Below are 21,385 nucleotides of genomic sequence, written 5' to 3'. Positions count from 1 at the left end.
AAGGTCCGCTCCGCCCGCTGACGGCGGCGCCCTCTGTTGAATCCGCGCTCGCCGTCCCGGTTCCCGCCGGGCGGCCGCTGTGCGCTGCCCGGCTCCCTGCGAGCTCGGAGCACCCCGTGAACCTCACGCCCACCCCCGAAACCCCGTCCCTGCCCGTCGAGGCGGGCGGCAGCGCACACGTCCGAGCCGAAGGCGTCACCGTCACCCGCGGAGCCCGGCACGTTCTGCACGGCGTCTCGGTCACCGTCCCCGCCCGCGCGCGGCTCGCCGTCGTCGGCGAGAACGGCCGGGGCAAGACGACGCTCCTGCACGTCCTCGCCGGACTGATCGCGCCCGACGAGGGCAGCGTGCACCGGGCCGGCACGATCGGCCTGGCCCGCCAGGAGCTCGCCGTACCCGACGGCGCGACCGTGGGCACCCTGACGTCCCAGGCGCTCGCCGCCTCGCTCGCGGCCCTCGCCGCCCTGGACGCGGCGACCCACGCCCTGGCCGAGGGCCACCCCGGCGCCGACGACCGCTACGCCGCCGCGCTCGACGCCGCCACCCGGCTCGACGCCTGGGACGCCGAACGCCGCGTCGACGTCGCCCTGGCGGCCCTCGGCGCCCCCGCCGACCGCGAACGCCCCCTGGACACCCTCTCCGTCGGACAGCGCTACCGGGTCCGCCTGGCCTGCCTGCTCGGCGCGCACCACGACGTCCTGCTGCTCGACGAGCCGACCAACCACCTCGACGCCGACGGCCTGGACTTCCTGACCCGCGAGCTGCGCGAGCACGCCGGGGGCCTCGCCGTCGTCAGCCACGACCGGGCACTGCTGCGCGACGTCGCCGACCGCTGCCTCGACCTCGATCCGACCCGGGACGGAAGGCCGCGCCTGTACGCCGGTGGCTACGACGCCTGGCAGGACGCCCGGCGCCGAGAGCGCGAGCGCTGGGAGCAGGACCACGAGGACCAGCAGGCCGAGCACCGGCGCCTGACGGACGCGGTGTCCAGGGCCCGCGACCGGCTCTCCACCGGCTGGCGGCCGCAGAAGGGGACCGGCAAGCACCAGCGCCAGTCCCGCGCGCCGGGCGTCGTACAGGCCCTGAAGCGGCAGCAGGACGCCCTGGAGGCGCACCGGATCGACGTCCCGGAGCCGCCCGTGGCGCTGCGTTGGCCGGACCCGGGCGTCCGGCCGGGGGCGCCGCAGCTGCGGGCGCACGGCGTCGCGGTCGAAGGACGCCTCGCGGGCCCGGTCGGCCTCAGCCTCGACGGCGGCGACCGGCTGCTCGTCACCGGGCCGAACGGCGCGGGGAAGTCCACGCTGCTCGCGGTGCTCGCCGGTGCGCTCGCGCCCACGGACGGCTACGTCCGCACGGCCCGGGGCGCGCGGGTCGTCCGGCTCACCCAGGAGACGGCGGGGCAGGACCCGGCGCTCACCGCCCGTGAGGCGCACGCCCGGCACGTGGGGCGGCTCGTGGCGGGCGGGGCGCTCCGCGACGCCGACGCCGTCCCGCTGGACGCGCTCGGCCTGCTGGACGCCGAGGCGCTGCGCACCCCGGTCGGGCGGATGTCGCAGGGGCAGCGGCGCCGCCTCGACCTGGCCCTCGCGCTGGCCGGGCGGCCCGGTCTGCTCCTGCTCGACGAGCCGACGAACCATCTGTCGGCGGCGCTCGTCGACGAGCTGACCGACGCCGTCCGGGGGACGAGCGCGGCTGTCGTCGTCGCCACGCACGACCGCCAGCTCCTGCGGGACCTCGCGGACTGGCCGCGCCTGGAGATCGGGGCACGCCGGGAATGACGACGGCCGGGCCGGAACGGCGCACACCGTTCCGGCCCGGCCGCGGGCGGGCCGTGTCTCAGGCCGACGCGGGCTCCGGCGCGGCCTCGGTGGCCTTGGCGGGCTCGGCGGGCACCCGGTGCAGGCCCTTGCGGTCGTACAGGCGGGTCATGCCGAAGCCGAAGAGCAGGGAGACGACCAGGGCCACGCCCATGGAGATCCAGGCGCGGGTCAGTCCGGCGTCGCCCTGGGCGCCGAAGTACAGGATGGCGCGCAGGCCCCCGGTGAGCTGGCGCAGCGGCTCGAACTCGGCGAGCGCGCGGAAGAACCCGGGCAGCGCCTCCAGCGGCACCGTGGCGCCGGAGGACGGGACGGCCATGGCGACGAAGACGATGGTCGACAGCAGCATGCCGGGCGTGCCGAAGACGGCGAGCAGCGCCAGGGCGCTGAGGCCGACGACGGCGATGGTGCCCACGGAGTAGAGCCAGAGCAGGCCGAGGTGGTCCGCGTCCATGCCGAGGGCGCCGACCGTGGCGAGCTCCACGAGGGAGCCCATGACCACGGAGAGACCCAGCATCAGGACCGAGTTGATGGCCAGGGTACGCACGCGGCTGGTGCGGCGCAGGGGGTTGCGCTGGCGGAACGGACCGATGTCGGAGTGCAGATAGCCGAGCGCCGTGTCGACCTGGGAGTGGATCACGTTGGCGGCGAGCATGCCGGAGACCAGCAGGACCAGGGCGTAGTAGAACGCGCTCAGGCCCATGGCGCTGTGCGTCTCCAACGGGTGGCCGTCGGCGACCTGGACGGTCACGGGGTCGGTGAGCATCAGCTGGGCGGCGGGGGCGAGCTGCGCCTTCTGCTCGCTCGCGCGGCCGAGGAGTTCCTTGCCGAGCTGCGCGGACGCGGCGTGGGCGGCCTTCTGCGTGGCCTGGCTCGCCATGGAGGAGCCGAAGCTTCCGGCCGCCTGGTTGGTGAGCACCGTCAGGGTCGGCGCGGCGGGGTTCTTCTGCTGCGCGGCGCTGAGCCCGCCGACGGTGGCGGTGAAGTCCTTCGGCACGACGAGCGCGCCGTAGAGCTTGCCCTGGCCGAGGCGCTTGTCGGCCTCGGCCTGGCTGAGGACCTGCCAGTCGATGCTGTCGTTGTCCGCGGCGGCCTTCTTGATGCCGGAGACGACCTGGTCGCCGATGTTCATGTGCTGCTTGCCCGTGCCCGCGCCGCGGTCGTTGTTGACCAGTGCGACGGGCAGGTCGCGCAGGTTGCCCTTGGGGTTCACGTTGCCGCCCACATAGAGCAGGGCGAACAAGGTGGAGACCACCGCGACGATGATGCCCGTGCCGATCCACAGCCGGGGGCTGCGGAGCGCGGACGAGGGCTGAGGGGAAGGCATGGACGCTCCAGTGCACTGACGCTACGTAACTAGATACTTGAGGTATCCAGCTCTAGATAGTGACAGTATCGAGTTGGTGGTGTCCAATTGCCGTGAGGGGCTGCCGGGACGCGTCCCCCGTCGTCGAGGAAGCCGCGTGAAAATCTCCGAGCTCAGCCAGAGGACCGGCGTACCGGTCGCCAGCATCAAGTACTTCCGGCGCCAGGGGCTGCTGCCCGCGGGCCGGGCGACGGCCGCGACCCTGGCCGAGTACGGCGAGGAGCACGTCCAGCGGCTGCGCCTGATCAAGGCGCTCACCACGCTCGGCGGCCTGTCCATCGCCGCCACCGGCGACGTCCTCGCGGCGGTCGACCGGGCCGACAGCGCCGACGGCACGCTCAAGGCGATCAGCTACGCACTGCCGGTGCCCGTCGCCCAGGCCCCGGCCGGGGACGAGGAGCGGGAGGCGGCGGCCGAGGCGGCCGCGGCGGCGGACGCCGCGGACCTGATCGCGGCCATGGACTGGCAGGTCCCCGACGACTCCCCGCACGTCCAGGGGCTGACGACGGTGCTGCGGGAGCTCAGACGCCTCGATGCCAACTACCGCCTGGACCGGCTCGCCGCCTATGGGGAGCTGGCCCGCTCGATCGCCCGCCTCGACCTGGAGCGCGCGGCGGACTTCGACGACTCGCCCGCCCTGGCCGAGCAGGCCGTGGTCGTCCTCGCCCTCTCCGGTCCCGTACTCGAACTCCTGCGGCGCCTGGCACAGGAGGACCAGGTGCGCCGCAGGGTGGAGGCGGCGGGGGAGTCCGGCGAGGCGTGACGGCCCGGGCGGACCTGGCCGCTCCGCCGGGAAAACGCGGTGGAGCGCCTCCGTCCCGCTGGTTAAGGTCGCCGGATGACTACTCGTACCTTCCGCGTCACCGTGCGCGGTGTCTTCGACGGACTGACGCCCGACCAGCGGGCCGAGCTGCTTGCCCGGGCCGCGGAGCACGACGTGCTGCGCACCGCCTTCACGCCCGAGGGGCACCTCAGCTACGACATCGCCGCCCGGCCCGCCTTCACCTTCCGCTTCCGGGCCGAGGGGGAGGAAGAGGAGGACATCCTGGAAGCGACCGACCAGGCCGAGGCGGCCGCGAAGGCGTGGTGCGAGCAGCGCGGCTACGGCTACAAGAACCTCCGCTCCCAGGCCGAGGACCTCTCGCAGGCACCGCTCGGCAAGCGGCAGCGCCGGGCCGCCGCCCAGCAGCGCACCTGACCCGAATCCGATCCTTGACTGCTCAATCTTTGCCTTAAGCTTGAGCAGTCAAGGAGGAAGCAATGACCGATGCCCTCGACGCGTCGCTGCGCCTCGTCCGGGCCCAGACCGCCCTCGTGAAGCGGTTCGACGCGGCCCTGGGCGGTCTGCACGGCGTGAGCCTGGCCGACTTCACCCTGCTCCTGCGCCTGGGGCAGGCGCCCGGCGACCGCATGCGCCGGGTTGACCTGGCCGAGGCGCTCGGCCTGACCGCGTCCGGAGTGACCCGGGGCCTCGCCCCGCTGGAGCGGATCGGCCTCGTCACGCGCGAGGCGAACGCCCGCGACGCCCGGGTGGCGTACGCCGCGCTGACCGACACGGGCCGCGAGCGCCTGGCGGAGATGCTCGCCACGGCGGAGCGGGTCGCCGCCGACGTCTTCGCCCCGCCCGCGTGGGCGAAGGAGGACGTCGCCTCCTTGTCCGCCGCGCTGACCCGCCTCGGCGGCACCGGCCTCGACGGACGGGGTGGGGCTCCGTGCGCGTGACCTAGGTTCGTCCGGGGCCGCACCGAGAGGGTTTCTGTGCGCAGTCCGCGCCGGAGCCTGGCCGCTCATCGGTGACGGCACGCTGGCGTGTGCGGCCGCCGTCGCGCCGCCCCGCGCGGGCGGGCCTGCCGAGGACGACCCCCACAAGCACCAGGGCGAGTCCGCACAGTTGCTGCACGGTCAGCACCTCCGCGGCGACCCCCGTGCCGAGCAGCACACCCGTGAACGGGTTGAGCAGTCCGATCAGACCCACCGTCCCCGCGGGCAGATGGCGCAGCCCCGTGAACCAGGCCGCGAAGGCCACAGCGGTGGCGATCAGGCCGACGTAGGCGAACGCGAGGACCTCCGAAGGGGAGAGCGCGGCGGGCGGGCCCTCCGTGACAGCGGCCGCGGGGAGCAGGAAGAGGCCTCCGGCGGTGAGCTGCCAGGCGGTCGAGGCGAGTACGTCGGCGTCGCCGCTCCAGCGCTTGGCCAGGACGTAGCCGAACGACGACATCAGCATGGCGGCGGCCGAGGCGAGGACGCCCGGCACGCTCACCCCTTCCACCCCCGTGAGCAGCATGAGGCAGACCCCGGCGAGGCCGACGACCGCGCCCGACAGATGCGTGGCGCTGGGGCGTTCGGACACCAGGAGCCAGGCGATCAGCATCATCGTCAGCGGGGACACCGCCATGACCGTGGCGGCGACGCTCGTCGGAAGCAGCTGCGAGGCGAGGTAGACGAGGACGAAGAACACGCTCACGTTGAGCAGGCCGAGCACCGCGGACCGCCACCACCACGCGCCGCGCGGCCGCTGCCTGCACACCGCGAGGAGCAGGAGACCCGCGGGCAGCGCGCGCAGCGCGGCCCCCGAGAGCGGGCGGTCCGCGGGGAGGTACTCGTGCGTGACGAAGTAGTTCGTGCCCCAGGCCACCGGAGCGACCGCGGTCAGTGCCACCCATCGCGCATTAGCTTCCATGGAAGCCAATATAGCTTCCTGGGAAGCTAGTATGTGCGGATGGACGACGTGCGCAGGGAAGGCCAGCGGCCACGGGACTGCGAAGACCAGCGGGCATGGGACCGCGTGGCTCGCATTCAGGCCGACTGGCGCCGCGAGCGGCCCGACGTGGATGTCTCGCCGCAGGGGGTGATCGGTCGACTGCACCGTCTGGCCGACCGGCTCACCGAGCAGCTGTGCCTCGTCTATGGGCAGTACGGCCTCGGTGAGGGCGAGTTCGACGTGCTGTGCGCGCTGCGCCGGGCCGGAGCGCCCTACGAGCGGGCGCCCGGCGAGCTGGCCGCGCACACCATGGTCACCACCGGGGCGATGACGAAGCGGATCGACCGCCTTGAGCGGGCCGGACTCGTCACCCGGCGCCGCTCCGGCGACGACCAGCGCGGCCGTATCGTCGCCCTCACCGGGCCCGGGCGCGAACTGATCGACGAGGCGTTCACCGACCACATGCGCAACGAACGCCAGCTGGTGAACCTCCTGACCCCCGATGAAGCCGCGTCGCTCGAAGCGCTGCTCACGACCTGGCTCTCCCGCATGGAAGCGCCGCACACGCGTGACGGTGGGTGAGGGAGCGCCTGCCGGGGCGGTGCGGAGGGTGTGAGGTAGGCCACGGAGAGTGGGTGCGGAGCCCGAAACGGGCAGCAAACGGAGCCCGTGAGTAGCCGAACGGGCATGGGTCCGGCGTGCCCGTTCGGCCCCCGGGGGCCGCGTGGAAGGCCCGGCATATGCCAAAGTCATCTATCGCGGTCGCAAAATTACGCAGAGTAACGCCAGGTGGAGTGGGCGCCGATGATTCGCTCCCGCATATTTGTCAGCGCGTAAACAGCCCTCGGTGTCATCCCTGAAGGGTGGTGGGCGCGTGTTGTTTTCGCTCGCGACAGTCACACAAAGAGAGGCTGGTGCGGGCAGCGCCCCCGGGGATATGGTTGGTTCCAGCACGAGAGTTCGGACAATGTGATCCTCTGACCTCGCACGATCCGGCTGCACATTCCATGGAACTACCTGGGTGGAGCGCCTTGCCGGAATATCTCCCTTGAGGCCGGTGCTCGCACGGGGGCATGCGAAAAATACGCCCGAGCCCGGTGGTCGACCGCATAGGTGTTGGTCTTCTCCTGTCTGCTCCCTCAGGTGCCCCTGGGGACCGGGGTGGGCTGAGTGTGCCCCCATCAAATGCGGCTCCCATATCACCGTCTTTAACCCTGGCCTGTCTCTGGTCGGGGTTAAGGGCAGTTTGCTTGCCGCCTTTTTGCCTGGCGCGCTATTCGGGCCAACTTCCCTCTCATTTACCTGCCGCTGTGAGTCCAGGGGGCGACCCCGCCGCCCCGGCCGACCGTCCCGCGGTGGCGCGACGTGCTCGCTCCGGCGGCCCCCGCTGCCGTCGTCCCGCCCCCGAGCCTGTCGTGCGCCCCTTGCCCGACAGCCGCGTGATGGCCCTCGGACGTGCGGATTCTTGGGGGCGTGACCACCGCGGCCCGGGGCGCTCCCCGGATCGCCGAGCTCCGTCCCGGCCGACAGGGAAACGAGTACCTGGGAAGGTCACCGCCGTGCAAGCGCCGCGGCTCCGCTCGCCGTCGACGTTCCAGGCTCGTAATGATTTACGCGGTGGCGCGATAATGTGACCTTGGTGGCCTGAATGGGGCGGCTGCCTGGCCTGGGGCCGCCGAAACGTGGCTCTGACGTGGGCTTTCCGGCCATCCAGAACAGCGGTCGCTTTCTGCCCGAAAGGGCAAGGCTTGCTGCGTCATGGGGCATGGGAGGGGGCTGTCCCTCTCACCGTGTTGCCGCCGGGACGCACGCGGGTCGCGGAGGGTCGCACGGTAAATTCCGCGAGTCCAAGGGGCTACGGGCATTCCCGTCCGCCCGCCGCTCGTAAACGCCTTGTAAGCGGGGTGTAAACAGCGACGTTCGCGCCCCAGGCTGAAAATGTTCGACGGTTGACAATTTTCGAAGCGCTGGTTTTGACTTGCGTTCGTTGTCGCGGAGGATTGGCTGAGAAAGGCTCGATCCAATCCGGGCCGAGCAACCACCAGTTCAGTACTAATGGACGACTCACGGGGGCGGAGACCGCCATGTGCGAATCGGTACGAGTGGACACCAGCACTGTCGCCGTCATCGGTGCCGCACCTGCGGCACCGGTGCGGGCGCAGCAGGATCCCGGCGTACTGGCCGAGTTGACCGGTGTGCCGTTGCCCGCGCACCGGGCGGCCGAAGCGGAATCGGCATGGACGGCCTGTGAGGACGCGGGCATCAGCGCCCGCGGTCGTACCGGCGCCCGCGACCGTACGGACATCGATGTCTTCCTCGCGGCCGACGACGCGGGGGCCGCGGGTGCGGGGGCCGCGGGTGTGGCCGAAGCGGGCGTGGCGGAGACGGGCGTGGGCGGCGCGGGCGCGCGTGGCGCGGGCAAGGGCGGCGCGGGCGTGGAGGGCGTGAGCGCGGCCGAAGCGGGCGTGGCGGCGACGGACATGGACGGCGCGGGCGCGGAGGGAGCGGAGGGCGCGGGCGAGGGGGGCGCGGGCACGAAGCGCGCGAGCGCGCGTGGCGTGGGCGTGGAGGGCGCGGGCACGGAGGACCGGGGCACGCGTGGTGCAGACACGGAGGATGCGGGCAAGGGTGGCGCCGGTGCGGAGGGCGCGGGCAAGCGTGGCGCGGGTGCGGGGGCCGCGGGCGTGGCCGAAGCGGGCGTGGCGGAGGCGGGCGCGGCTGAAGCGGGCGCACGTGGCGCGGGCACGGAGGGCGCGGGCGTGCGCGGCGAGGGCACGGCCGAAGCGGGCGTGGCGGCGACCGGCATGGACGGCGCGGGCACGGAGGGCGCGGGCAAGGGTGGCGCGGGCACCGAGGGCGCGGGTGCGCGTGGTGCGGGCGCCGAGGGTGAGGGCGGCGCGAGTGAGCTGGCGCGGGTCCTCGGCCTTTCCGGTCGGGCGAACCCGTGCCGCGCCGGGCACGACCCCCTCGCCGAAGCGGTCGCCGCCCTGCGGTCCGGTGCGTGCGACACGGCCCTGGTCGGGGCCGACGGCGCCTTCGTCGTGCTCGTCCGCGGGGACGACGCCCGGACCGCGGCCTTCGCCTACCGGCTCGACGCCGAGCACGCGTGGCCCGACTCGGTCCCCGCCCTCGTCGAAGCCGCCCTGCGCGCGGGCCGCCCCGGGCCCGGCCGCACCGCCCCCGACGGACCCGCCGTCCCGGTCGCCCTGTCGGCGCACAGCCCGGGCGCCCTGCGGGCACAGGCCGCCGACCTGCATGCGCTGCTCGCCGCCGAGCCCGACCTGCCCGTCGTCGACCTCGCCTACTCCCTCGCCACGACCCGGCCCGCGCTCGCCCACCGCGCCGCGCTCACCGGCGGCGACCGCGCACGGCTCGCCGACGAGCTGCTCGCCCTCAGCGAGGGCCGCTTAGCGGTGCCAGGACCGGCGTTATCGGCCGCGGACCCCACCGACGGCATCGCCTTCGTGTTCCCCGGGCACGGACCGCAGTGGCTGGGCATGGCCGACGAACTCCTCGCCGCCTCCCCGGTGTTCGCCGAGCACCTGCACGCCTGCGCGGACGCCCTCACGCCCTACGTGGACTGGCCCGTGCTCGACGTCCTGCGCGGCACCACGGACACACCCTCCCTCGACCGGCCGGACGTGGGGCAGCCCGCGCTCTGGGCGATGATGGTCTCCCTGTCCGCGCTGTGGCGTTCCTGGGGCGTGCGGCCCGCCGCCGTCATCGGCTCCAGTGCGGGCGAGATCCCGGCCGCGACGGTCGCGGGCGCGCTGTCCCTGGAGGACGGCGCGCGGACCGTGGCCCTGTTCAGCCAGGCCCAGGTGCACCTGCTCGAACGCGGCGTGATGATCTCGGTGTTGGCGTCCGCCGACGAGGTGCGCGAGCGCCTCACCCGCTACGAGGGCCTCGACCTGGCCGCCGTGCACGCCCCCGGCTCGGTCCTGGTCTCCGGCACCGAGGACGCGGCCACCGAACTCCTCGCCGAACTCGCCGCCGACGGCGTCAGGGCCAGGAGCATCGACATCCGCCTCGCGGCCCACGGCCGCCAGGTCGACGCGGTCCTCGACCTGCTGGGCACCGACCTGGCCCCCCTCACCCCCCGCCCGACGGACGTGCCGATCTACACGGCCACCACGGGCGCCCGGGTCGACCCGCTCACGCTCACCGCGGACCACTGGTGCCGCAACATGCGCGGCACCGCCGACTTCCAGAGCGCCACCCGCGCCGCGCTCGCCGCCGGACACCGGCTGCTCCTGGAGCCGAGCCCCCACCCCGTCCTGACCCGGGCCGTGCAGGAGACCGCCGAGGACGCCGCCGTCGAGGCCGCCGTCGTCGCGACGCTGCGCCGGGGCAAGGGCAGCGCCGACCACCTGGCCGCCGCGCTCGCCGAACTGCACGCGCACGGCGTACTCCCCGACTGGGAGGCGGTGTTCGCGGGCCGGGACGCCCGCGCCGTGCCCCTGCCCGCCTACCCCCTGCACGCGGCGCCCGAGGCCGCCCCCGCCCCCTCGCTCGCCGACCGGCTCGCGGACGCCCCCGACCGCCCGGAACTCCTGCTCGACCTCGTCCGCACCCAGTTGGCCGCCGTCGTCGGGACCCTCGACACCGCCGCCGACGTGGACGCGCCGCTGCTGGAACTCGGCCTCGACTCGGCGGGCGCGGTCACCCTGCGCAACCTGCTCAACGCCGCCACCGGCCTGAACCTGCCCGTCTCCGCGGTCTTCGACAACCCCACGTGCCGTGGCCTCGCCGAGCACATCGGCCGGGTCGTCCTCGGCGCGCCCGCCGAGGACGACGAGCCGGTGGCCCTCGCCGCGGTCGAGGACGACGAGCCGATCGCCGTCGTGGCGATGAGCTGCCGCCTCCCCGGCGGCGTACGCAGCCCCGAGGACCTGTGGACGCTGCTGTCCGAGGGCGGCGACGGCCTCACCGCCTTCCCCGCCGACCGGGGCTGGGACCTGGACGGACGCTACGACGAGGGCGCCGAACGGGCAGGCGGCTACTACCAGCGCGAGGCCGGGTTCCTGCACGACGCGCCCCAGTTCGACCCGGAGTTCTTCGGCATCTCACCGCGCGAGGCCCTCGCGATGGACCCGCAGCAGCGGCTGCTCCTGGAGATCTCCTGGGAGGCCCTGGAGCGGGCGGGCATCGACGCGGCCGAGGTGCGGGGCAGCCGGACGGGCGTGTTCGTGGGCGCCATGACGATGGACTACGGCCCCCGCCTGCACGAGGCGCCCGCCGACCTGGAGGGCTACCTCCTCACCGGCAACACCGCGAGCGTCGCGTCCGGCAGGCTCTCCTACACCTTCGGGTTCGCGGGACCGGCCGTCACCGTGGACACGGCGTGCTCGTCGTCGCTGACCGCCCTGCACGTCGCCGTGCAGTCGCTGCGGCGCGGCGAGTGCCCCCTCGCCCTCGCGGGCGGCGTCACGGTCATGCCGTCGCAGGGCCTGTTCGTGGAGTTCAGCAGGCAGCGCGCGCTGGCCCCGGACGGCCGGTGCAAGGCGTTCTCGGCGAGCGCGGACGGCTTCGGCCTCGCCGAGGGCGCCACGATGGTCCTCCTGGAACGCCTTTCCGACGCACGGCGCAACGGCCACCCCGTCCTCGCGCTGATCAAGGGCACCGCCATCAACCAGGACGGCGCGTCCAACGGCCTCACCGCCCCCAGCGGCCCCGCGCAGCGCCGGGTGATCCGGCAGGCCCTCGCCGACGCGGGCGTGACGGCCGCCGAGGTCGACGCCGTGGAGGCGCACGGCACCGGCACCCGCCTCGGCGACCCGATCGAGGCGGACGCGCTGCTCGCCACGTACGGCCAGGAGCACCCGGCGGACCGCCCGCTCCTGCTCGGCTCGGTGAAGTCCAACATCGGCCACACGCAGGCGGCTTCCGGCGTCGCGGGCCTGATCAAGATGGTCCTCGCGCTGCGCCACGGCGTGCTGCCCAGGAGCCTGCACATCACCGAGCCCACACCGCACGTCGACTGGTCGTCGGGCGCCGTGTCGCTGGTCACCGAGACCACGCCGTGGCCGGAGGTCGCGCGCCCCCGGCGGGCCGCCGTGTCCTCGTTCGGCATCAGCGGCACCAACGCCCACGCCGTCCTGGAACAGGCACCCGATGACGTCCCGGCCGCCCCGGAGACCCCGGTCGGCCCGCCGTTGACGCCGGTACCCCTCGTGTTCTCCGCGCGCACCGAGGACGCCCTGCGCGCGCACGCGGCCCAACTCGCCGGCGCCGCTGAGCAGTTCGCGCACGCCGACGTGGCGGCCGCCCTCCTCTCCCGTTCGGTGTTCGAGCACCGGGCCGTGGTGGTCGGGGGTGGCGCTGACGCGTTGGCGGCGGTGGCCCAGGGGGCGGAGTCCGCTCGGGTGGCGGTCGGTGTGGCGCGGCCGGTGGGCAAGGTGGCGTTCGTGTTCCCGGGTCAGGGGTCGCAGTGGCTGGGGATGGGTTCCGCTCTGGCGGAGTCCTCGCCGGTCTTCCGCGCTTCCCTCGACGCGTGCGCCCAGGCGTTGGCGCCGTATGTGGACTGGTCCTTGTCCGACGTCCTGAACGACGCTGCCGCGCTGGAGCGCGTGGATGTCGTGCAGCCCGCGCTGTTCGCGGTGATGGTGTCGCTGGCCGCGCTGTGGCGTTCGTACGGGGTGGAGCCGGACGCGGTCGTCGGCCACAGCCAGGGGGAGATCGCCGCCGCGTACGTGGCGGGTGCGCTGTCCCTCGCCGACGCGGCCAAGGTGGTGGCCCTGCGCAGCAAGGCGATCCTGGCGCTGTCCGGACGGGGCGGCATGGTGTCCCTCGCGGTGACGGCCGACGCCGCCCGTGAGCGGATCACGCGCTGGGACGGCCGCATCTCCGTCGCCGCGGTCAACGGCCCCGGCTCGGTGGTCGTGGCGGGCGACGCGGACGCCCTCGACGAGCTGATGGAGGTGTGCGCCGCCGACGACGTACGGGCCCGCCGGGTCCCCGTCGACTACGCCTCGCACTCGTCGCACGTCGAGCGGATCCAGGCCGAACTGGCCGACGTGCTGGCCGGGTTGGAGCCCGTGCCCGCGCGGGTGCCGATGCTGTCCACGGTCACGGGGGAGTGGCTGACCGGGACCGAGGTCGGGGCCGACTACTGGTACCAGAACCTGCGCAACACCGTGCGCTTCGAGGAAGCCACGCGCGGCCTGCTCGACCGGGGCGTCGGCGCGTTCGTGGAGTGCAGCCCGCACCCCGTGCTCACCTTCGGCGTGCGCGAGACCCTGGAGGCGGCCGACACCGAGGCGGTCGTGGTAGGCACGCTGCGCCGCACCGACGGCGACCTGGACCGGTTCCTGCTCTCGGCGGCCGAGGCGTACGTGGAGGGCCTGCCCTTCGACTGGCACGCCGCCGTGCCCGCCGGGCAGCACGTGGACCTGCCGACCTACCCCTTCCAGCGCAGGCGGTTCTGGCTGGAGGAGACCGCCCCTACGACGGCGGGCGACGACCCCGCCTTCGCCGAGTTCTGGTCCGCGGTGGAGCGCGGCGACCTCGCCGCGACCCTCGACGTGCCCGCCGACGCCCCCCTGACCGACGTCCTGCCCAGCCTGGCCGACTGGCGGCGGCGCAGCCAGGAACGGTCCACCGCCGACGCCTGGCGCCACCGGATCACCTGGCGCCCCCTCGCCGCCGCCACCGCGCCCGCCCTCACCGGCACCTGGCTCGTGGTCGGCTCGCGGGCCGAGGCGGAACACCCCTGGCGCACGGCGGCCGTCGAGGCGCTGCGCGCCCACGGCGCCGACGTCCTGGAGGTCGACGGCTCGCCCGATTCGCTGCGCGCCGTGGACGTCGTCCCCAGCGGCGTGCTGTCGCTGCTGGCCCTCGACGAACGGCCCGACCCGGCGGCGCCCGTCGTCCCCAGCGGCCTCTCCGGCACGCTGGCGCTGGTACGGGCGCTCGGCGACGCCGGGATCGGCGCGCCGCTGTGGCTGGCCACCACGGGCGCGGTGTCCGTCGGCCGGTCCGACCCGCTGACCCACCCGGCGCAGAGCCAGGTGTGGGGCCTCGGCCTGGCCGTCGGCCTCGAACACCCGGACCGCTGGGGCGGACTCGTCGACCTGCCCGTGACCCCCGACGCCCGGACCACGACGCGGCTCGCCGCCGTCCTGGCAAGCCGGGCGGACGAGGACCAGCTGGCGATCCGCGCCTCCGGCGTGTCGGTACGACGGCTGACACCGGCCCCCGCGCCGACGGCGGCACCCGCCTGGCGGGCCGCGGGCACCGTACTCATCACCGGCGGCACCGGCGCCATCGGCGGCCACGTCGCCCGCTGGCTCGCGGGCAACGGCGCCGAGCACCTCGTGCTGACCAGCCGCCGCGGCCCCGACGCACCCGGCGCGCGCGAGCTGGCGGCCGAGCTGACCGCGCTCGGGGTCCGGACCACCCTCGCCGCCTGCGACGCCGCCGACCGCGCCGCCCTGGCCGACCTCTTCGCCCGGCTCGACGCCGACGGCACACCGGTCCGCTCGGTCTTCCACGCGGCGGGCACCGTCCCGTCCCTGCCGCTGGCCGACACCGAGACCTCGGACCTCGCGTACGCCCTCGCGGCGAAGGCCGCGGGCGCGATGCACCTGGACGAGCTGTGCGCCGGGCGCGACCTCGACGCGTTCGTCCTGTTCTCCTCCGGCTCCGCCGTGTGGGGCAGCGGCGAACTGGGCGCGTACGGAGCGGCCAACGCCTTCCTCGACGGCCTCGCGCAGCGCCGCCGCGCCGACGGCCTGCCCGCCACCTCGGTCTCCTGGGGCATGTGGGCGGGCGGCGGCATGGTGACCGGCGACCTGGACGACCAGCTGCGCCGCAGGGGCATGCGCCCCATGCGCCCTGAGCTCGCCGTCGGCGCGCTCGCCACCGCCCTCGCGGCGGGCGAGACGACCCTCACCGTCGCGGACGTCGACTGGGCCCGCTTCGCCCCCGGCTTCACCGCGGCCCGCTCGCGCCCGCTCATCAGCGAGATACCCGACGTCGTCGCCCTGGCCGCGCAGGACGCGACGGACGAGCCCGCCGCCGGAGGGGCCTTGGCCGACCGGCTCGCCGGGCTCACCGAAGCCGAGAGCGACCGGCTCCTGCTCGACCTGGTGCGCGGCCACGCGGCCGCCGTCCTCGGCCACGACGGCGCCGACACCGTCACCCCCGACCGGGCCTTCCGCGAGCTGGGCTTCGACTCCCTCACCGCCATCGAGCTGCGCAAGCGCCTCACCACGGCCACCGGCGTACGGCTGCCCACGACCGTCGTGTTCGACCACCCCACGCCCACGGCCCTTGCCCAGCACCTGCACACCGTGGTGCTCGGCGAACGGCACACCGCCACGGCGGGCGAGGCCGCCGCCCGCGCCGCGGACGAGCCGATCGCGGTGGTGGCGATGAGCTGCCGCTTCCCCGGCGGCGTCAGCGGACCCGAGGACCTGTGGGACCTCGTCCTGGCCGGGCGCGACGCCATCGGTCCGTTCCCGGACGACCGGGGCTGGGACACCGACCGGCTGTACCCGGCCGACGCGGAGGCCCACGGCCGCAGCCGCACCCTGGAGGGCGCCTTCGTCTACGACGCGGGCGGCTTCGACGCGGGCTTCTTCGGCATCGCCCCGCGCGAGGCCCTGGCCATGGACCCCCAGCAGCGGCAGGTGCTCGAACTGGCCTGGGAGGCCTTCGAGCGGGCGGGCATCGACCCGTCCTCGGTGCGCGACAGCCTCACCGGCGTGTTCGTCGGCGCCTCCCCGCAGAGCTACGCGGGCACCCTGGAGCAGGCGGCGCCCGAGATGGACGGCTACCGGCTGACCGGCGACGCGCTGAGCGTCGTGTCGGGCCGCGTCGCCTACGCCCTCGGCCTGCGCGGGCCCGCCGTCACCGTGGACACCGCGTGCTCGTCGGCGCTGGTCGCCCTGCACCTCGCGGTGCAGTCCCTGCGGTCGGGGGAGTGCTCGATGGCCCTGGCGGGCGGCGCCGCCATCATGGTGACGCCCACGGCCTTCGCCGAGTTCAGCCTCCAGGGCGGCCTCGCCCCCGACGGCCGGTGCAAGCCGTTCGCCGACGCGGCCGACGGCGTCGGCTGGGGCGAGGGCGCGGGCCTGATCCTCCTTGAGCGGCTCTCCGACGCACGCGCCAACGGCCACGAGGTCCTCGCCGTCGTCCGGGGCTCCGCGACCAACCAGGACGGCGCGTCGAACGGCCTCTCCGCGCCCAACGGCCCCGCGCAGCAGCGCGTCATCCGCGCGGCGCTCGCCAACGCGGGCCTGAAGCCCGCCGACGTGGACGCCGTCGAGGGCCACGGCACCGGCACCCGCCTCGGCGACCCCATCGAGGCGCAGGCGCTCCTCGCCACCTACGGCCAGGACCGCCCCGCGCGACGGCCGCTGCTGCTCGGCGCCCTGAAGTCGAACATCGGCCACACCCAGGCCGCCTCCGGCATCGCGGGCGTCATCAAGATGGTGCAGGCGCTCCGGCACGGCGTGCTGCCGCGCACCCTGCACCTGGACCGCCCCTCCCAGCACGTCGACTGGACGACCGGCGCCGTGGAACTCCTCGCGGAGCAGCGGCCGTGGCCGGAGTCCGGCAGGCCGCGGCGGGCCGCCGTCTCCGCGTTCGGCGTCAGCGGCACCAACGGCCACGTCATCCTCGAACAGGCCGAGCCCGCCGCCCCGGCCCCGGCGGCCGAGCCCGACGGCCGGCTCCTCGCCTGGCCGCTGTCCGCCCGCGACACCGCCGCGCTGCGCGAGCAGGCGGCCCGCCTCGCGGCCGCGCTGGACGAGCGGCCCGGCCTGTCGCCGGTGGACGTCGCCGCGACGCTCGCCGTCGGACGGGCCGCGCTCGACCGGCGCGCGGTCGTCCTCGGCACCGACGCGTCCGAACTCCAGGCCGGTCTCGACGCGTTGGCCGAAGGCGCCGACCACCCGGCGGTGGTGCGCGGCGCCCCCGACGGCGGCACGTTCGCCGTGCTCTTCTCCGGCCAGGGCTCCCAGCGCGTCGGCATGGGCCGCGGCCTGTACGAGGCGCACCCCGTGTTCGCCGACGCCCTCGACGAGGTGTGCGCCCACCTCGACCCGCTGCTCGACCTGCCGCTGCGGGACGTGGTCTTCGGCGACGACCAGGCCGTCCTGGACCGCACCGAGTACGCCCAGCCCGCGCTGTTCGCGGTCGAGGTCGCGCTGTACCGGCTGTGGACGTCGTGGGGCCTGCGGCCCGACGCGCTGGCCGGGCACTCGATCGGCGAACTGGCCGCCGCGCACGTCGCGGGCGTGCTCTCGCTGGCCGACGCCTGCGCGGTCGTCGCCGCGCGCGGCGCGCTCATGCAGGAGCTGCCCACCGGCGGCGTCATGGTCGCCGTACAGGCCACCGAGGACGAGATCGCCCCGGAGTGCTCCGAGCACGTCGGCATCGCCGCCATCAACGGCCCCAACTCCCTCGTCCTGTCCGGCAGCGACCTCGAAGTGCTCGCCCTCGCCGACCGCCTCAAGGCACAGGGACGCAAGGTGACGGGCCTGCGGGTCAGCCACGCCTTCCACTCGCCGCTGATGGAGCCGATGCTCGACGCGTTCCGCCGGGTCCTGGAGGGCGTGTCGTTCGCGGCGCCCCAGATCCCGATCGTGTCCACGCTCACCGGTACGCCCGTCGACGCCGAGGAGCTGGCGTCCCCGGACTACTGGGTGCGGCACGTGCGCAAGCCCGTACGGTTCGCCGACGGCGTCACGGCGCTCGTCGCGCGGGGCGTGACGACGATGGTGGAGTGCGGGCCCGGCGGCGTGCTCGCCACGATGGGCCAGGACAGCGCCCCCGACACCGTGTTCGTCCCGACGCTGCGCTCCGACCGGCCCGAAGCGGACGCCCTGACCCGCGCCGCCGCGCATCTCCACGTCCGCGGCGCCCGCTTCGACCTGGCCGCCGCCCTCGGCGGCCGCGGCGCCCGCGTCGACCTGCCCACCTACGCCTTCCAGCACGACCGGTACTGGCTCACCGCGGCCGTGGCGCCCGCGGGCGACGGAGCGACGGCGGCCCTCGGCGTCGCCACGGGCGACCACCCGCTGCTGCGTGCCGCGGTCGCCCTGCCCGACTCCGACGGCGTGGTGTTCACCGGCAGGCTGTCCACGCGGACCCAGCCGTGGCTCGCCGACCACGGCGTCGGCGACCGCGTCCTGTTCCCCGGCACGGGCTTCCTCGACCTCGCCCTGCACGCCGCGAGCCACTGCGGCCTCGACACCGTCGAGGAACTGACCCTGCACGCCCCGCTCGTCCTGCCCGAACGCGGCGGCGTCGCCCTGCGCGTCGCCGTCGGCGCACCGGCCGACGGCGTCCGGAGCATCCGGGTGCACGCCCGCGCCGAGGACGCCGACCGGGACGCGCCCTGGACCGAGCACGCCTCCGGCACGCTCACCACGGGCGACGCACCGGCGACCGACCTCACGGCCTGGCCCCCGAAGGGCGCGACACCCATGGACGTCGACGACGTCTACGACCGCCTCACCGAGCTCGGCTACGGCTACGGGCCCGTGTTCCGCGCCCTGCGCGCCGCCTGGCGCCTCGGCGACGACGTGTACGTCGAGGTGGCCCTGGAGGACCCGGCGGGCGGCGAGGGCTTCAGCGTGCACCCCGCCCTGCTCGACGCCGCGCTGCACGCGCCCGTCCTGCGCGCCCTGGACGAGTCCGGCAGCGGCCCCCGGCTGCCGTTCGGCTTCACCGGCGTACGCCTGCACGCCGTCGGCGCCTCGACGCTGCGGGTGCGCTGGACGCCCACGGGACAGGACACGATGTCGCTGGCCGTCGCGGACCCGGCGGGCAGGCCGGTGGCGAGCGTCGAGTCGCTCGTGATGCGCCCCGCGGACCTCCGCAAGGCCGCCTCCCCGGCCTCGGACGCCCTGCTCGCCCTGGAGTGGGTGCCCGTCGAGGCGACCGGCGCGGGCCCTGCCGGGCTCGCCGTCCTCGGCACCGACGACCTCGGCGTCGACGCGCCGACCGTGGCCGACTTCGGCGCCCTCGACGGCGTGACCGACCTGCTCGCGCCCTGCCCCCGACCGTCCGCCGCGGACGCGCGGACGGTGCGGGAGACGGTGGCCTGGGCCCTGGCCCTCGCCCAGGACTGGCTCGCCGACGAGCGGACCGCACACACCCGTCTGGTGTTCGTGACCCGCGGCGCCGTCGCCACCGCGTCGCCCGACCCGGCGCAGGCCGCCGTGTGGGGCCTGGTGCGCTCGGCGCAGACCGAGAACCCCGGCCGCTTCGCCCTGGTCGACCTCGACGACACCGACGAGTCCGCCCTCGCCCTGCCCGCCGCGCTGGCCTCCGACGAACCCCAGACGGCCGTACGGGAGGGGCGGATCGACGCGCCCAGGCTCGCCCGTGCCACCAGCGAAGCCCTGCTCACCCCGCCCGCCGACGGCCCCTGGCGCCTCGACGCCACACCGGGCGGCTCCCTGGACGACCTCGCCCTGGTGCCGCACCCCGACGCCGCCGCGCCCCTCGCGCCCGGCGAGGTCCGCGTCGCCGTCCGCGCGGCGGGCCTGAACCCGAGTGCCGTACGCGCCGCCCCCGACGCGGCACTCGGCGAGGTCGCGGGCGTGGTCACCGAGGTCGGCACGGACGTCACCGACCTGGCGGTGGGCGACCGCGTGCTCGGCGCCGCCCCCCACGGCTTCGGGCCGCTCGCGGTCACCGACCGCAGGCTGCTCGCCCCGATGCCCGCGGGCTTGACCTTCGCGCGCGCCGCCGCCGTCCCCCAGGCCTTCGTCACCGCCTACTACGCCCTGCACGACCTGGAGGGGCTGCGCCGGGGACAGCCCCTCCTCGTGCCCGCGGCGGCCGGTGACATCGGCACGGCGGCCGCGCAGCTCGCCCGGCACTGGGGCGCGCGGGTGCACACCACCGAGGCCGACGCCGTGCTCACCCCGCCGACGGCTCAGATCGAAGCCCCCCTGGGTCCGGTGGAGTTCGCGTACGACGGCACACAGCCGGACCCCGACCGCTTCCAGGAGATCTTGACCGAGGTCCTGGCCCTCTTCGAGGCGGGCGTCCTGAGCCCCCTGCCCGTCCAGACCTGGGACGTGCGCCGCGCGCCCGAGGCGCTCCGCGTGCTCGGCCAGGACCCGGGCGCGGCGAAGGCCGTGCTGACCGTGCCCGCTCCGCTCGACCCGGACCGCCCGGTCCTGGTCACCGGCGGCCTGGGCACGCTCGGCGCCCTCGTGGCCCGGCACCTGGTCACCGACCGGGGCGTGCGCAGGCTCGTCCTCGCGGGACGCAAGGGGCTCGCGACCGACGGCGCGCCTCAGCTGCGGGACGAGCTTGCCGCGCTCGGCGCGGAGGTGACCGTGGCGGCGTGCGACGTGGCCGACCGCGCGTCCGTGGCGGCGCTCCTCGCCTCCCTCGACCGGCCGCTCGGCGCGGTCGTGCACGCGGCGGGCGTCGTCGACGACGGCGTCCTGGAGTCCCTGACGCCCGAGCGGATCCACCGCGTGTTCGGCCCGAAGGTCGACGGGCTGCTGCACCTGGACGAACTGACCAGGGACGCCGACCTGTCCGCGTTCGTCGTCTTCTCCTCGGCCGCCGGGATCCTCGGCAGCGCGGGCCAGGCCAGCTACGCGGCCGCGAACGCGGCGCTCGACGCCCTCGTGCGCCGCCGCCACGCGCTCGGCCTGCCCGGCGTCTCCCTCGCCTGGGGCCTGTGGGCCGCCGCCAGCGGCATGACGGCGGGGCTCGACGGGGGCGACCGGGCCCGGCTCGGCCGCTCCGGCATCCTCGAACTGCCCACCGAGGACGCGCTCGCGCTGCTCGACGCCGGGACGCGGGACGACCGCGCCGCACTCGTGCCGGTCCTCCTCGACACCGCGACCCTGCGCGGCCAGGCGGCCGACGGCACCCTGCCGCCGATGCTGCGGGGCCTGGTCCGCGCCCCCGTGCGCCGCGCCACGGCGGCGCCTGCCGCCGCGACCACGGCGTTCGTCGACGTCATCGCGGGCCAGTCCGCGGTGGAGCGCGAGCAGACCGTGCTCGACCTCGTCTGCGCCCAAGTAGCGGCGGTGCTCGGCCACTCCGCGGCCACCCACATCGATCCCGGCCGCGGCCTGCAGGACCTCGGCTTCGACTCGCTGACCTCGGTGGAGCTGCGCAACCGGCTCACCACGGCCACCGGCCTGCGCCTGCCATCGACGCTCGTGTTCGACCACCGGTCGGCCGCCGCGATCACCCGGCACATCCTCACCCTGCTGCCGCGCACCGAGCCCGAGCCGGAGACCGGCGTGCTCGACCAGCTCGACCAGCTGGAGACCTCGCTGCTCGCCCTCGCCGACGACGGCACCGCCACGAAGGTCGACCTGCGGCTGCGGGCCCTGCTCGCCAAGTGGAGCGACGCGCGGGCCGGTGACGCGGACGACGACACGGACATCGAGTCCGACGTCTCCGCCGCCACCGACGACGAACTCTTCGGCTACCTCGACAACGAACTCGAGACCTCGTGACCAGGTCGGACCGCGTCGAACCCGTCCGCACCGCTACAAGGAGCACACGCCA

General features: G+C 75.2%; 8 protein-coding genes. 6 read left to right on the top strand and 2 right to left on the bottom strand.

Going from position 1 to position 21,385, the window contains the following annotated elements; all coding sequences use genetic code 11:
* The first annotated feature begins 116 nt into the window (after nucleotides 1-116).
* A complete protein-coding gene (locus ACIG3E_RS33795; protein ID WP_399623515.1) occupies nucleotides 117-1,778 on the top strand; it encodes an ABC-F family ATP-binding cassette domain-containing protein in 1,662 nt (553 codons plus the stop codon).
* Between the two features lie 58 nt (nucleotides 1,779-1,836).
* Here ACIG3E_RS33795 and ACIG3E_RS33790 read toward each other — a convergent pair whose 3' ends face one another.
* The gene (locus ACIG3E_RS33790) at nucleotides 1,837-3,144 is read right to left on the bottom strand and encodes a YhgE/Pip domain-containing protein (protein ID WP_399623513.1); all 1,308 of its coding nucleotides are present in this window, start codon (nucleotides 3,142-3,144) and stop codon (nucleotides 1,837-1,839) included.
* 136 nt (nucleotides 3,145-3,280) lie between these two features.
* Here ACIG3E_RS33790 and ACIG3E_RS33785 point away from each other — a divergent pair, with 136 nt between their 5' ends.
* The 3 genes from ACIG3E_RS33785 to ACIG3E_RS33775 all read left to right on the top strand — a co-directional run bounded on the left by ACIG3E_RS33785 (nucleotide 3,281) and on the right by ACIG3E_RS33775 (nucleotide 4,905).
* Nucleotides 3,281-3,946, top strand: coding sequence for a MerR family transcriptional regulator (locus ACIG3E_RS33785; protein ID WP_399623511.1), 666 nt, complete (start codon nucleotides 3,281-3,283; stop codon nucleotides 3,944-3,946).
* Nucleotides 3,947-4,021: 75 nt separating this feature from the next.
* Nucleotides 4,022-4,381 carry a DUF6204 family protein gene (locus tag ACIG3E_RS33780; RefSeq protein ID WP_399623509.1) on the top strand — a complete coding sequence of 120 codons (360 nt, stop codon included), beginning with the start codon at nucleotides 4,022-4,024 and terminating at the stop codon, nucleotides 4,379-4,381.
* Nucleotides 4,382-4,443: 62 nt separating this feature from the next.
* Nucleotides 4,444-4,905 carry a MarR family winged helix-turn-helix transcriptional regulator gene (locus tag ACIG3E_RS33775; RefSeq protein ID WP_399623507.1) on the top strand — a complete coding sequence of 154 codons (462 nt, stop codon included), beginning with the start codon at nucleotides 4,444-4,446 and terminating at the stop codon, nucleotides 4,903-4,905.
* Nucleotide 4,906: 1 nt separating this feature from the next.
* Here the strand turns inward: ACIG3E_RS33775 and ACIG3E_RS33770 are convergent, their stop codons facing one another.
* Nucleotides 4,907-5,863 (bottom strand): EamA family transporter, encoded by a 957-nt coding sequence (locus tag ACIG3E_RS33770; RefSeq protein WP_399623505.1) that lies wholly within the window; start codon nucleotides 5,861-5,863, stop codon nucleotides 4,907-4,909.
* Between the two features lie 39 nt (nucleotides 5,864-5,902).
* On the opposite strand from ACIG3E_RS33770, the gene ACIG3E_RS33765 reads away from it, so the two are divergent.
* Nucleotides 5,903-6,466, top strand: a complete 564-nt coding sequence (locus tag ACIG3E_RS33765; protein ID WP_399623503.1) for a MarR family winged helix-turn-helix transcriptional regulator — start codon at nucleotides 5,903-5,905, stop codon at nucleotides 6,464-6,466.
* Nucleotides 6,467-7,986: 1,520 nt separating this feature from the next.
* Entirely contained in the window at nucleotides 7,987-21,333 is a 13,347-nt protein-coding gene (locus ACIG3E_RS33760) for a type I polyketide synthase (protein ID WP_399623501.1), read from the top strand.
* Nucleotides 21,334-21,385 lie beyond the last annotated feature (52 nt).

The sequence above is a fragment of the Streptomyces sp. NPDC053474 genome (genome assembly GCF_044544845.1).
In the GTDB taxonomy this organism is placed as follows: domain Bacteria; phylum Actinomycetota; class Actinomycetes; order Streptomycetales; family Streptomycetaceae; genus Streptomyces.
This window is presented reverse-complemented; position numbering and strand designations above follow the sequence as displayed.

Bases quoted from the DNA above. Each gene is read 5' to 3' on its own strand.
- ACIG3E_RS33790 (WP_399623513.1), bottom strand. From the start codon at position 3,144: ATGCCTTCCCCTCAGCCCTCGTCCGCGCTCCGCAGCCCCCGGCTGTGG.
- ACIG3E_RS33780 (WP_399623509.1), top strand. From the start codon at position 4,022: ATGACTACTCGTACCTTCCGCGTCACCGTGCGCGGTGTCTTCGACGGA.
- ACIG3E_RS33775 (WP_399623507.1), top strand. From the start codon at position 4,444: ATGACCGATGCCCTCGACGCGTCGCTGCGCCTCGTCCGGGCCCAGACC.
- ACIG3E_RS33770 (WP_399623505.1), bottom strand. From the start codon at position 5,863: ATGGAAGCTAATGCGCGATGGGTGGCACTGACCGCGGTCGCTCCGGTG.
- ACIG3E_RS33765 (WP_399623503.1), top strand. From the start codon at position 5,903: ATGGACGACGTGCGCAGGGAAGGCCAGCGGCCACGGGACTGCGAAGAC.